The organism is Corynebacterium tuberculostearicum (genome assembly GCF_046097465.1).
In the GTDB taxonomy this organism is placed as follows: Bacteria; Actinomycetota; Actinomycetes; order Mycobacteriales; family Mycobacteriaceae; genus Corynebacterium; species Corynebacterium tuberculostearicum_I.
Map to the genome: position 1 here is coordinate 961,385 of NZ_CP175799.1, position 13,366 is coordinate 974,750.

At 60.0% G+C, this 13,366-nt stretch carries 11 protein-coding genes; 7 read left to right on the plus strand and 4 right to left on the minus strand.

Annotated elements, in window-relative coordinates; translation table 11 throughout:
* Positions 1 to 1,620 carry a dolichyl-phosphate-mannose--protein mannosyltransferase gene (locus ACKFRX_RS04660; protein ID WP_408919050.1) on the minus strand — a complete coding sequence of 540 codons (1,620 nt, stop codon included), beginning with the start codon at positions 1,618 to 1,620 and terminating at the stop codon, positions 1 to 3.
* A 24-nt stretch (positions 1,621 to 1,644) separates the two neighbouring features.
* Here ACKFRX_RS04660 and rsmI point away from each other — a divergent pair, with 24 nt between their 5' ends.
* The 3 genes from rsmI to metG all read left to right on the plus strand — a co-directional run bounded on the left by rsmI (position 1,645) and on the right by metG (position 6,588).
* On the plus strand, positions 1,645 to 2,499 hold the full coding sequence (gene rsmI / locus ACKFRX_RS04665; protein ID WP_408919049.1) for a 16S rRNA (cytidine(1402)-2'-O)-methyltransferase: 855 nt from the start codon (positions 1,645 to 1,647) through the stop codon (positions 2,497 to 2,499).
* Between the two features lie 247 nt (positions 2,500 to 2,746).
* Complete coding sequence (locus ACKFRX_RS04670) at positions 2,747 to 4,603, plus strand: BCCT family transporter (protein ID WP_408919048.1); 1,857 nt, start codon at positions 2,747 to 2,749, stop codon at positions 4,601 to 4,603.
* Between the two features lie 152 nt (positions 4,604 to 4,755).
* The gene (gene metG / locus ACKFRX_RS04675) at positions 4,756 to 6,588 is read left to right on the plus strand and encodes a methionine--tRNA ligase (protein ID WP_150850737.1); all 1,833 of its coding nucleotides are present in this window, start codon (positions 4,756 to 4,758) and stop codon (positions 6,586 to 6,588) included.
* 127 nt (positions 6,589 to 6,715) lie between these two features.
* On the opposite strand, the gene ACKFRX_RS04680 is transcribed toward metG, so the two are convergent.
* Positions 6,716 to 7,216, minus strand: coding sequence for a GNAT family N-acetyltransferase (locus tag ACKFRX_RS04680; RefSeq protein WP_250411120.1), 501 nt, complete (start codon positions 7,214 to 7,216; stop codon positions 6,716 to 6,718).
* Positions 7,217 to 7,226: 10 nt separating this feature from the next.
* Positions 7,227 to 7,721 carry a GNAT family N-acetyltransferase gene (locus ACKFRX_RS04685; RefSeq protein ID WP_250411118.1) on the minus strand — a complete coding sequence of 165 codons (495 nt, stop codon included), beginning with the start codon at positions 7,719 to 7,721 and terminating at the stop codon, positions 7,227 to 7,229.
* Here ACKFRX_RS04685 and ACKFRX_RS04690 point away from each other — a divergent pair.
* The 4 genes from ACKFRX_RS04690 (at position 7,720) to ACKFRX_RS04705 (ending at position 11,955) form a co-directional block, all read left to right on the plus strand.
* Positions 7,720 to 8,574, plus strand: coding sequence for a TatD family hydrolase (locus ACKFRX_RS04690; RefSeq protein ID WP_408928193.1), 855 nt, complete (start codon positions 7,720 to 7,722; stop codon positions 8,572 to 8,574). The two genes, ACKFRX_RS04685 and ACKFRX_RS04690, sit on opposite strands and share 2 nt — an antisense overlap.
* A gap of 285 nt (positions 8,575 to 8,859) precedes the next feature.
* Positions 8,860 to 10,041 (plus strand): resuscitation-promoting factor, encoded by a 1,182-nt coding sequence (locus tag ACKFRX_RS04695; protein ID WP_200435991.1) that lies wholly within the window; start codon positions 8,860 to 8,862, stop codon positions 10,039 to 10,041.
* A gap of 72 nt (positions 10,042 to 10,113) precedes the next feature.
* Entirely contained in the window at positions 10,114 to 10,974 is an 861-nt protein-coding gene (gene rsmA / locus ACKFRX_RS04700; protein ID WP_250413275.1) for a 16S rRNA (adenine(1518)-N(6)/adenine(1519)-N(6))-dimethyltransferase RsmA, read from the plus strand.
* Positions 10,975 to 11,955 (plus strand): 4-(cytidine 5'-diphospho)-2-C-methyl-D-erythritol kinase, encoded by a 981-nt coding sequence (locus ACKFRX_RS04705; protein ID WP_250413272.1) that lies wholly within the window; start codon positions 10,975 to 10,977, stop codon positions 11,953 to 11,955. It abuts the gene before it with no gap.
* On the opposite strand, the gene ACKFRX_RS04710 is transcribed toward ACKFRX_RS04705, so the two are convergent.
* Positions 11,956 to 13,299, minus strand: coding sequence for a hypothetical protein (locus ACKFRX_RS04710; RefSeq protein ID WP_408919046.1), 1,344 nt, complete (start codon positions 13,297 to 13,299; stop codon positions 11,956 to 11,958).
* Positions 13,300 to 13,366 lie beyond the last annotated feature (67 nt).

Here is a 13,366-nt window from a genome sequence, read left to right on the forward strand (position 1 = left end):
TTAAGTCCAGCTCGGCAGCCACATCATGGAGTGGTACCAGGAATCTGGAATCTTGTAGCCGTACAAAATGGGGGAGAAGTAGAAGAACATCGCCACTACTAGGGCTAGGTAGAACACGGCGGCGATGGTGCCCCAACGTACGGGGCCGCCGGCCAAGCTCTTCAGCCATCCCCACCGCACAGGCCTGCCATGCCCGATGAGCTGGCCTAAAGCTAACGCAATAAGCACGATGACAAAGGGGATAAAAGCCGTGGCGTAGAAGAAGTACATCTGGCGGTCAAAGGCCGCGAGCCAGGGCAAAAAGCCTGCCGCAAAGCCCACCAAGGGGATAAGAAAGGCGCGGTTGCGGCGAATAATGAGCGACCACAGGCCCCACAGCACGGCCGGGATGACCAGCCACCAGATGGCCGGGGTGCCAAAGAGGTAGAGCATCTTGCGGCATTCGTTACTGCCATCACCGCACTGCAGGTCGGTGGAGGAGTAGTACAAGATCGGGCGGGCGGCAACGAGCCAGGCCCAAGGCTTGGAATCCCACGGGTGATGATGGCCGCCGGAGGAGGTCAGGCTGGCGTGGAATTCCAGGACAGAGGAGTGGTAGTAGAACCAGCCGGCTAAGGAATCGGGCAGGTTCAGCAGCCACGATCCATCCTCGATGGTGCCATCCACCTTGGCATGGCGGTACACGGCGGTTTCGGAGGAAAACCACGCCCGCCAGGTCCAGGCGTAGAGCAGTACCGGCACGAGCACAAGGGAGGCCAAGGCAGCAGGGGTATCGCGCACCAGGGTGCCGAGGATATAGCGGCGTACCCCATAGCGCTTGCGCAAGGCAAGGTCGCTAAAGACGGACATCAGGCCAAAGAACATGATGAAGTACAGCCCGGACCACTTCACGCCCAGGGAAAGGCCAAGACAGACGCCTGCAAGGAGGCGCCACCAGCGGAATCCAAAGCGCGGGCCGAAGGCGGACGAGCCCATCCGGTCCTTCACAAACGCGTTGTGGAGGCGCTCGCGCATCTGGTTATGATCGCGGGCGAGCGCCCAGGCGGCGGCTACTACGAAAAAGACTTGGAAGATATCCAGCATGCCGAACTTGGAGGAGACCAAGAGCACGCCATCAAATACGGCGATGAGGCCGGCTAGGGTTGCTACCTGCCAGGATAAGGAGACCCGGCGGGCCAGGGACATCGTCAAGAGCACGGTGGCTGCTCCGAAAAGCGCCGTCATAAAACGCCAGCCCATTGGGGAATAACCAAAGATCCATTCGGCAAGTGCCACGATCTGCTTGCCCAGCGGTGGGTGAACCACCAGCCCGTAGCCGGGGTTGGTTTCAATGCCGCCGATAAAAAGGTTATCCCAGCTTCGCACCATGTCCCAGGCTTGGGGAACATAGTGCTTTTCATCAAAGACGGGCGTGCCCTTGGAAACGGGCGCGGTAAGGCCGACAAAGCGGGTAATGAGTGCAAGGACGCCGACGACGCTAGTGCTTATCCAGTCAGCCTTGCCCCACTGATAGGCGCGGGGTGCTGGCGGAGCCACGGTGTCGTGCGTGGGGCGCGATGGGGCAGCGGTAGCAATAGTCACTTGGTTGAGTCTAGGCGACAACGTAGCGCAACCGCGCATTAGAGAGTATGGAATGCTAGAGGCATGTCTGTTTTAGGTCTGGATCCACTACCGCGCGGGGTAATCCTCGCCGCCACGCCGCTGGGAAACGTAGGAGATGCCTCCGCGCGTTTAATGCATGCCTTGCAGCATGCGGACGTCATCGCGGCCGAAGATACCCGGCGCGTGCGCAATCTGGCCCAGGCCTTAGGGATCGAGATTTCCGGGCGGGTGGTGTCCAATTTTGATCACAATGAAAAGGACCGGGCCCAGCAGCTTATCGACGCCGCCGCGGCTGGCACCGTCCTCGTCGTCACCGATGCCGGCATGCCAATTATTTCTGATCCGGGCCTGTCCCTTGTGTCCGCTGCAGCCGAGCGCGATATTCCCGTGACCTGTTTTCCCGGCCCCTCCGCCGTGCCGACTGCCCTGGCGCTGTCCGGCTTGGGCGTGGGGCACTTCCTTTTCGACGCCTTTCCTCCTCGCAAGCCCGGTCCCCGCAAGGCCTGGCTGGAGTCACTGCGCAATGAAAAGCGAGCCATCGTCTTCTTCGAATCTCCTCACCGCGTGGCCGAAACCCTAGCCGAGGCAGCGGAAATTCTCGGCGCCGACCGCCCGGCCGCGGTGTGCCGGGAGCTGACCAAGACCTATGAGGAAATCCGCCGCGGTACTTTGGGTGAGCTGGCCGAGTGGGCAGTAGACGGTGCTCGGGGAGAGATCACCGTGGTGATCGAGGGCGGTACAGCCGCTGCCGCTACCGCCGCAGACTTGGTGCCCAAGGCGCTCGAGCTAGCGGAGGCGGGGATGCGGCTGAAGGACGCGTGCAAGCAGGTAGCCAAAGGTACTGAGGTTTCCAACCGCGAGCTTTATGATGCCGCTTTGGCAGCTCGCGAGGGCTAGTCCCCACCGCTTATTCGATTACGTCACACCCCGTAGCGCGCGTAGACGGCTTCACCAACGGGGGCTTTGTAATTGAATTGTTATAGTGCTCGGGCGTGTGGGCGGCTTAAAGCGGTATTTACATGGGGAAATGAAGCGTAAAAACCTTTCAAATTATCGTGGAAAATCCCTGGGAAACGGCGTTGAGCAGCGAAGTTTCTACGTGCTTCGTTTGATAATTGAGCAGTTCCGCACCACTGTATAGCTCATGACAAACTCGGAAAATATGGGCACAGGCGTGCCAGAAGAAGGAAAGGAACCGGTCGGCGCACAGGCGCAGCCGGCCTCTGCTTCTTCGAGCGGGCAGCCTATTGAGAATTATCAGACTGTAGACGAACAGCTGGACGCACAATCTGCCACCGGCCAGCTTCAGGATATGATTCACTCCGATGGTTTCCACCCGGAGCGCTATGACGATCCTGAGGTGGAAATCGCGGCCGATCGTGACAATATGCCTATCGATTGGTCCATCGTGGGCATCGCCGGCGTGCTGATTGCCGCGATCGTTGTGTGGGGCTTGGCCGCCCCGGATAACTTTGCCAACTTCTCCTCTTCGGCCCTGACCTGGGTCGTAGACAACTTCGGTTGGGCCTATATCCTCTTCGGCACCGTCTTCGTGGTGTTCGTTGTCTTTATTGCCGCCTCCAAGTTCGGCTCCATCAAGTTGGGCCGCATTAATGAGGAGCCGGAATTTTCCACGCCATCCTGGATTGCCATGATGTTCGCCGCCGGCATGGGCATTGGCCTGATGTTCTACGGCGCTTCCGAGCCGCTGGCTAACTACCGTGACGGCACCCCGGGCGAGGGCACTGGCAACGTTGGATCGTCCATGGCCTATGCCATGTTCCACTGGACGCTGCACCCCTGGGCGGTCTACGCCATCGTTGGCTTGGCCATCGCGTACTCCACCTTCCGCATTGGCCGCAAGCAGCTATTGAGCCAGGCCTTCGTGCCGCTCATCGGCGAGCGTAACGCCAACGGTGCGGTGGGCAAGTTCATCGATATCCTGTCCATCTTCGCCACCGTCTTCGGTACCGCCTGCTCCTTGGGCCTGGGTGCCCTGCAGATTCAGGCCGGCTTGAAGGCATCCGGAATCATCGATAACCCCACCAATTCCGTGGTTATTGGCATCGTTCTGGTCCTTACCCTCGCATTCCTCCTGTCTGCGATGTCCGGCGTGGGCAAGGGCATTCAGTACATTTCCAACGCAAACATGGTCCTCGCCGCAGTGCTGGCCATCTTCGTGTTCATCTTGGGCCCGACCGTTACCATCCTCAACCAGATTCCTGGCTCCATCGGTAACTACCTCAACTACTTCACCGAGATGATTGGCCGCACGGCCGAGTCCGAAAACGGCGCCGCCGGTGAGTGGCTGTCCGGCTACACCATCTTCTACTGGGCATGGTGGGTTTCCTGGTCCCCATTCGTGGGCATGTTCCTGGCACGCATCTCCCGCGGTCGTTCCGTCCGCGAGTTCTGCCTCGGCGTCCTGCTTATTCCAGCCGGCGTATCCACCCTGTGGTTCGCTATCTTCGGCGGCACCGCTATCCACATGGAGCAAAACGGCGAATCCATCACCGGCGAGTCTGCTGAGGAAGAGCTGTTCAATCTCCTGCAGTCCATGCCCGGCGGCTTCATTGCCGGTATTGTTGCAGCAATTCTTCTGGCTACCTTCTTCGTCACCTCTGCGGACTCCGCATCCACGGTGATGGGCTCCATGTCCCAAAATGGTGCTTCTACCGCTAAGCCGTGGCTATCCGCGGCATGGGGCGCACTGACTGCCTTGGTAGGCCTGACCCTGCTTCTGGCTAATGAGGACGCACTGTCTAACTTGCAGAACGTCACCATCGTTGCTGCACTGCCATTCTTGTTCATTGTCGTTGGCCTGATGTTCGCCATCTACAAGGCACTGAGCGAGGATGTTATTTACCTCGAGTACCGCGAGGCACAGCAGTTCCAGCGCAAGATGGCCCGCGAGCGCCGCTTGCACCGCGAGTACCAGCGCACGCAGGTCCTTAAGAAGCGCCGCAACGAGCGTCTCAAGCACCCGATGAAGCGCAAGTAGCTAGCGCCCTTCACGGTTGCTTTCATAGCGCCCATCGTTTCCTCAGCAGTGGGGAAGCGGTGGGCGCTTTGTTCTGAAATTGCGGTTCACCTGCGGAGTAAATGTCTGCCCTGATCGTGTGGACAAGAGCCGGCTTCGATACAGTAGAACCCATGACTGAGTCTGTAGTAGTAAATGTTGCCTGGCCCTATGCCAACGGCCCGCGCCACATCGGTCATGTGGCCGGCTTTGGTGTTCCTTCTGACGTCTTTGCACGTTTCCAGCGAATGCGTGGCCGCAACGTACTCATGGTCTCCGGTACGGACGAGCACGGCACTCCGCTATTGGTTCAAGCGGACAAAGAAGGCGTGTCCGTTCGCGAGCTCGCAGACCGCTACAACCGCCAGATCGTCACTGACCTAGCCAACCTCGGCCTGTCCTACGATCTCTTTACTCGTACCACCACCCGTAACCACTACTCCGTGGTACAGGAACTCTTCAAGGGCCTGTATGCCAATGGCTACATGCTCAAAGAGACCACCCAGGGCGCTATTTCTCCGTCTACCGGACGCACCCTGCCGGACCGCTATATTGAGGGCACCTGTCCTATCTGCGGCGCGGATGGCGCCCGCGGTGACCAGTGCGATGAGTGTGGCAACCAGCTCGACCCGGTGGACCTGATCAACCCCGTATCCAAGATCAACGGCGAGCCCCCAAAGTTCATTGAAACCGAGCACTTCCTGCTGGATCTGCCCTCCATCAAGGACGAGCTGCAAAAATGGCTGTCCACCCGTGAGGACTGGCGCCCGAACGTCTTAAAGTTCTCCCTGAACCTGCTGGAGGATATGCGCCCGCGCACCATGACGCGCGATATTGACTGGGGCATTCCAATCCCAGTTGAGGGCTGGCAGGACAATAACGCCAAGAAGCTCTACGTGTGGTTCGATGCGGTCATCGGTTACCTGTCTTCCTCCATCGAGTGGGCATACCGCACTGGTCAGCCTGAGGCGTGGAAGGACTTCTGGCAGAACCCGGAGGCCCGCCACTATTACTTCCAGGGCAAGGACAATATCACCTTCCACTCCCAGATCTGGCCGGCCGAGCTCTTGGGCTATGCCGGCAAGGGCAACAAGGGCGGTGAGCTTCACCAGTACGGCGAGCTGAATTTGCCTACGGAAATTGTCTCCTCTGAGTACTTGACCATGTCTGGCTCCAAGTTCTCCTCCTCCAAGGGCGTTGTCATCTACGTCAAGGACTTCTTGGCAGAGTTTGGCCCAGATGCCCTGCGCTACTTCATCGCCGTGGCCGGTCCGGAAAACAACGACACGGACTTTACATGGGATGAATTTGTCCGCCGTATCAATAATGAGCTGGCCAATGGCTGGGGCAACCTGGTCAACCGCACCGTTTCTATGGCGTTTAAGAACTTCGGTGAGGTTCCAGCACCAGCAGCGCTGGAAGAAAAGGATAAGGAAATCCTGCAGCTGGCGGAAGAGACCTTCGAGACCGCCGGTTCTTTGCTGGAACAGTCCAAGTTCAAGCAGGCAATTACCGCTATCATGCACGTCGTCGGCGAAGCCAACGCTTATATTGCAGACCAAGAGCCATGGAAGTTGGCCAAGGATGAGGCCCAGCGCGAGCGCCTAGCTACCGTGCTGTGGACTGCTCTCCAAGTGGTTTCTGACTGCAATGTCATGCTCACGCCGTACCTGCCGTTTACCGCGCAGAAGGTCCATGAAACCTTGGGCCGCGAGGGCGTGTGGGCGGCCCAGCCGGAGGTCCATGATGTCAAGGACGATATCCCGGTAGAGCTCGTCGGTGCTGGCTTGCCGCCAGAGGGCCACGAGTATCCGGTCATCATGGGTGACTACACCCAGCAGCAGGCAAAGTGGGAGCGCATCCAGGTAGAGCCGGGCACCGCCTTGGCCAAGCCGAAGCCGCTCATCTCTAAGCTTGACCCAGAGCTGGGCGAGACTGGCCCGGAGTGGGCGCCTGTTACTAAGTAATAGCACCTAAAACGGCCGCGTTATTGCCTCTTTTCCAACAGAGAAAAGGGCGTAACGCGGCCGTTTCTGTATTCCGGTCTGGAAGGAAGGAGTACGAAATACCCGAATCCTTGCCAGGAAGGGTGGTTTAGCGCTCGAAATCGCGCTGGAGGTGCACCAGGCCGAGGCGGACGCCATCCTTGGTATGGATATTTGGCATGCGGCCGGTCTCGGTGAAGCCGAACTTCTTGTGCAGGGCGATAGAACCCTCGTTGGTATCGACGATATAGGTGATCATCGTCTGCACGTAGGCGTCGTCGGCGGCGACGTCCATGAGGGCGTCGAGAAGCTCGGAGCCCACGCCTTTACCCTGAGCGGAGGGCGAAATGTAGACGGAATCTTCCACGGTGCCGTAATAGATGGCGGGGGTGACGAACTGGAAGTAGGCCGCCCAGCCAATGACTTCATCATCGTGCACGGCTACGAAGACCGGGGAGCCGGCCTTAAACATCTCCTTGAGCCACTCTTCGCGGTCAGACACATCTTCTTGCCACGTGACCAGGTTAGCGGCGGGTTTCGCTGCGGAGCCGGCGTTGTAGATAGCGGTGAGTGCGGGGGCGTCGGCAAGCTCAGCAGGACGGATATGCATAGAAATTCCTTTACACCAGAAGTTGTAGGTGGGTGAGGCTCAACCAGTGATCGAACTTGTAGCAAACCTCTTTAAGAGTACCCACGTTTTCAAACCCGAACTTTTCATGCAACTTTAGCGATGCCGCATTGGTGGAAACGATGAGGGCGAGCAGGGAATGGACCTTATCATCGGCGCGGGCCGCATCTACCAAGGCGCCAAGCAACGCAGTGCCGACGCCCTGGCCCTGAGCGGCAGGGGAGAGATAGATGGTGGTCTCATAACAGCCGGTCCACACCTGCGGATCGCGATAAGGATGGTAGAGCGCCCACCCCAGGTAGGTGCCAGAATCGGACTCCGCGATGAAGCACGGGCAGCCCTCGTCCCAGATCCCGCGCAGGTAGTCCTCGCGCTCGGCGATAGTAGCCGGGATGGTGCGGAAGATAACGTCGGTGTGCTCGATGGCCCAGTTGAGGGTTTCGGTCATGGCGGGCACATCCGCAAGGCCAGCGGGTCTGATCAACATGGCAGCCAATATTACAATTGCCTACATGGCTAAAAAGAAGCGACGTCCCACTCCCGTTCCGGCACCGGGCCTAAGCGGCCTCATCGATGCGCACACGCATCTGTTTTCTCATAAGGACACCGATGAGGTGCTGGTCAATCGCGCGCGCACCGCCGGTATTAGCCGCATGGTGACGGTGGGCGATGACCGCCGTGAATCGGCAGCGGCGCTGGCTACTGCACATTCCTTTCCGGATGTTTATGCCGCCTGTGCCATCCACCCAGTGCGCGCCAACGAGTTGGATGCACCTACCAAGGTGGCACTGGAGGAGATGGTGGCGGATCCGCGCTGCGTAGCAGTGGGAGAGACCGGCCTCGATGCCTACTGGGTGCAGCACGAGCCGGAGACCACCGCGACCATGGCCCAGCAGGAGGAATCCCTGCGCTGGCATATTGACCTTGCGGTGCGACATGGCAAGACGCTGATGATCCACAACCGCGAGGCGGATGCGGACCTGCTGCGCATTCTTGCCGACGCCCCCTCACCCGACACCGTTATGCTGCACTGCTTTTCCTCGCCGCTGAAAGTCGCCGAGGAAGCCTTGGAGCGCGGCTACGTATTGTCCTTTGCCGGCAACGTCACCTTCAAGCGCAACGCCGAGCTGCGGCAGGCGGCGGCGAAGGCACCGGCCGGCCAGCTTCTGGTGGAAACCGATGCGCCATATATGACGCCAGAGCCTTACCGGGGCCAGCGCAATGAACCGGCTCTTATCGGGCACACATATGACTGCATCGCTCGCGTGCGCCATCAGACGGTGCAGGCGCTGGCGGCGGAGGTAAACGACACTTTTGATCGCGTTTACGGCCTGCGCTAATGCCTAGGTGACGGTTTTCACAAAAATAAAACCCGCTGGTCAGAAGTTGCGGGGGTGCTTAGTGTGGCGGTTGTGTGTCCAGTGAGGCGTGTGGTGGATTGGTCCTCGACTTTGTGGTGCTGTTATCGTATCGTTATTAATCGTTCGTTTAGGTTTTGGGATCCTGCAGCGCCACCCTCGGTGCGGCAGCAGCGGATCTTAGTAGGGCAAACGCCTGCGTGGACAACTCTGCTGGCCTAAACTCTTGTAATTGTTGAAACCTGCACTACCGGAGATTCATTCAGCATGTCACCTCATCAGATCAAGCGCCTCAATAACTCCCGCTCGCTGCCACTGCGTCTGGCAACGGGTGGCGTATTGGGCACCCTGGCCGTCGGCGGCGTGGTAGCCGTTGCGGCACAAAAGGACGTCACCGTGGACATCAACGGCGACAAGGTGGAGTTGGCTACCTTTGCCAAGGATGTCGACGGCGCGCTGGAGGCAGCCGGCGTGCAGGTGAGCGAGGAGGACATCGTCTCCCCGGCCCCGTCCGAGTCCGTGGGTGATGGCGATGAGATCTCCGTGCGCACCGCCAAGCCAGTAGCCGTGACCATCGATGGCGTGCAGCAGCAGCTGTCCACCACCGACCTCACCGTTTCTGACCTGCTGGGTAACCTCGACGGCGTAGTCAAGGGTGCTTCTGTGAAGTCCGGTGATGCTGACGTGGACGAGGACGCCCAGCTGGAAGAGGGCATGGACCTTGAAGTTGTGTCCCCGAAGATCGTCAAGATTAATGATGGCGGCAAGGTAACCTACACCAAGATTGCCGCTAAGACCGTTGAGGACGTCCTCAAGGCCCGCAATATCGACGTTGATGACGATGACCGCGTCTTCCCGTCCAAGGACACCAAGGTAACCGAGGGCATGTCCATCAAGGTGGACCAGGTGTCCACCACTACCTATGACTCGGAAGAAGAGTTTGACGCTGAGCCCAACTTTGTCGATGACCCGGAGCTGGAAGAGGGCACCGAAGAGGTCCGCGAGGAAGGCGTTAAGGGCAAGCGCGTTATTACCCACAAGCTGGTAATGAAGGACGGCGCTAAGGAATCCAATGACGTCATCAAGGAAAAGGTGACCGTCGAGCCTAAGGCTGCCACCATTGCCCGCGGCACCAAGAAGGCCGAGGAAGAAAAGCCGGAGGAGGGCGGCAACTCCGGTGCTGCTGCCCCAGCGGTAGCCGATGGCTCCGTCTGGGATTCCATCGCGCAGTGCGAGGCCACCGGTAACTGGGCTATTAATACCGGCAACGGCTTCTCCGGTGGCCTGCAGTTCACCCCATCCACCTGGGCCGCGTTCGGTGGCACCGAGTACGCACCGGAGGCATGGCAGGCTTCCCGCGAGCAGCAGATTGCCGTGGCAGAAAAGGTGCAGGCAGCGCAGGGTTGGGGCGCTTGGCCGGCATGTACTTCCAAGCTGGGCCTGCGCTAAACCGCAGCGCGTCTTGGCCGCACACCCACTGTGGTGTGCGGCTTTTTTGTCTCTTCTACTAAGTTAGAGGGCATGACTGATTCCACCGGCGCCGCGCTTTTGGGCCCCGTAGAGATCCGCGCCCTCGCGGAGAAGCTCGACATCGTGCCCACCAAGAAGCTGGGGCAGAACTTTCTGCATGACCCGAATACTATCCGGCGCATCGTCGCCGCGGCGGAGCTGGATCCCACAGACCGCGTCCTCGAGGTAGGCCCCGGACTGGGATCGCTGACCCTTGGCCTCGTAGAGGCAGTGGGGGACGTTACCGCGGTGGAGATCGATTCCCGCCTGGCAGCGCAGCTGCCCGATACCGTGGCCGAGCGCGCCCCTGAGTATGTGCAGCGCCTGCGCGTAGTGGAAAAGGACGCGTTGCGCGTGACGGATTCTGACGTCACGGAGCCGACTGCCCTCGTGGCCAACCTCCCGTATAACGTCGCTGTGCCGGTCTTGCTGCATTTGCTGGAGACATTCCCCTCCATTCGCCGCGTGCTGGTGATGGTCCAGCTGGAGGTGGCGGACCGTCTCGCCGCCCAGCCCGGCAGCAAGGTTTATGGCGTGCCCTCGGTCAAGGCGGGCTTTTATGGCAAGGTCTCCAAGGCCGGCACGATTGGCAAGAACGTCTTTTGGCCGGCGCCCAATATTGAATCCGGGCTGGTGCGCATCGACGTCTTTGAAGATGCTCCTTGGCCGATCACCGATGAGTCGCGGGCTAAGGTCTGGCCGGTTATCGACGCCGCCTTTGCCCAACGCCGCAAGACCCTGCGCGCGGCATTGTCCGGCCACTTTGGTTCGGGTGCCGCCGCTGAGGAGGCCCTGCGAGCGGCGGACATCGATCCGAAGCAGCGCGGTGAAAAGCTTGCCGTAGAAGACTTCGTACGATTGGCAGGGATCTAAATGAGTGCACCGCTAGATAACGAACCATTCGTCTACACCGCGCGCGCTCACTCCAAGGTCAATATTCACCTCGGCGTGGAGGAACCGCGCGAGGATGGGTTCCATGAGCTCGCCAGCGTCTTTCAGTCTTTGGAGCTGCATGACACCGTGACGCTCACGGACTTGGGTAATCCCGAGGTGGATAAGCCGCGAATTCGAGGCTTAAAGGTTACGGGCCCTCATGCACAGGGTGTGCCAGAAGACTACACAAACCTGGCGTGGACCGCGGTTAACCGCATCATGCAGTACCTATACACCACCCATGGGCCGAAGGCGCTGCCGGAGGTAGCGCTGGAAATCCACAAAGCCATCCCTACTGCCGGAGGCATGGCGGGTGGCTCTGCTGATGCGGCAGCCGCGCTGCGCTTAGCCGAGCGCTGCTATGGCGGCTACTACGGCATCGACTCGGTGGGCGAGCCGATCCTGGACGCGCTGGGCGCGGCGTTGGGCTCGGATGTTCCCTTTACTTTGCTGGGTGGCACCGCGCTCGGTACGGGGCGCGGCGAGCAGCTTACCCCGATGATGGCGCGCGGTACCTATCATTGGGCGCTTATCGCCTCGGACCGCGGGCTATCTACCCCGCAGGTCTTTCACAAGCTGGATGAGATGCGAGAAAAGGGTCGCGGCGGTGAGCCGCACATGGATACCGCAGCAGTATCGCAGGCGCTTATCTCGGGCGACCCGCACCGGGTGGCAGAGCACTTGCATAATGACCTGCAGCCGGCGGCGCTTTCCCTGCGCCCGGACCTGCGCAAGACGCTGGAGGCGGGGGTGGCCGCCGGAGCCCTCGCAGGCATCGTCTCCGGCAGTGGTCCGACCTGTGCCTTCCTCTGCGCTGGGGCAGAGGAGGCTAGGGAAGTGGTCTCCCAGGTGACGGTAGAGATTCCCGGAACCAAGGGCGTGGCTACCCATGGACCCGCTAGCGGCGCTGTGGTGCTGTAGCTAGAGCACCGTCATCTCGGTGGGCTCGATGTCGAGGTCGAAGCGGTTGACTTCCTTTTCTTGGAGGAGGTCGATGACCACGAGCTGCTTCTTTTGGGCGTCGGTAATAAAGGCGTAGCCATCGGCAGCCTGGAGGATGGGGCCTGGCTGCTGCCATTCCTTATTTTCCTTCCACAGGGAGATGGCATCGATCTGCGAGGTGATTTCGCCGGAATCTGGGTCGATGATGTTGAGTTTGCCGTCGGTGGTGAGCACCAGCGCCTCGCCCAGCGGGCCGCGGGCCAGGGAGCGGAACCAATAGGAAGCATCGAGGTCAACCTTCTTCGCGGAAAAGTCCTTGGTGTCCACCAAGGTCACGGAGGTGGGGCGCTCGAGTTCTGCATCCTTGTCGGTCTTATTATCGGCCAGGATGACATCGGATTCCTCCGAACCAGCAGCATTGCCGGAGCGCTGGTAGCCGTCTGCTCCGGCATAGGCGGAGGCGTCCACCTTGTGGAACTTGGTGCCATCGAAGACTACAGGGCCGTCCTCGCAGCCGAAGAAGATATTGCCGTTACCCGCGGCGGCCTCGCCGTGCACGCCAGGGCACTTGGTGGTTTCAGTAAGGACCTTGCCCTCCTTATCCAGATGCTGGATGGTGTGGCGCTCGTCCTCGGTCCCCTTGGTAACGACTACTGAGCCATCCTTCAGTGGTACGGCTACGCCGTGGTGTGCAGCCCCCGTATCTACGGTATTGACCGGCTGGGCATCGTCGTTGCCCATGTCTTCGGTCTTGTAAATTTTCGCTACACCATCGCCATCGGAAAATAGTGCGGTAAAGCCGTCGTGGTGGACCACGTGGCCGGCGTGCGGGGCCTTGATAGGGGCGTCGCCAAGCGAGGGCTCAGCGGTGTAGTAGTGGTTGTGATCGCCGTGGCCCTTGGTGATGCGACCGGTGTCGTAGGTAAGGAAGCTATCGCCTTTGGTGACCATGACGTGGCGGTTATCGCCGGCATCGCTCAGGCGCAGGAAGGCATTCATCGTGTCCTCGCCGATTACCTTGCCGGTCTTGGCGTCATAGGCGCGCAGTCCGTCCGCGTGGGAAATGACAATGCGGGTGGGTAGCTGGGCTACCTCGGTCTCGCCCTCCTCGGCTTCGAAACCTTCGTGCGAGTGTCCGGCGTGGTCATGGCCGTGCTCGTGGTCATGCTCATGGTCGTGTTCGTGGGCGTGGTCCTCCTCGCTGTGCGCGTGCTCGTGGGAGTGCAGGGAGTCCTTTTCCTCCTCGGTGGGGGCGGAACAGGAGGCAATGGCTACTGCCGCGGCAGAGAGCACCGCGCAGAGAGAAAGTGTGTAGTGCTTCATACATAGGCACACTATTGGACGTGAAAATCAAGAGCAATAGTTTGGAGAAATGCGGGGGTATGTGCAG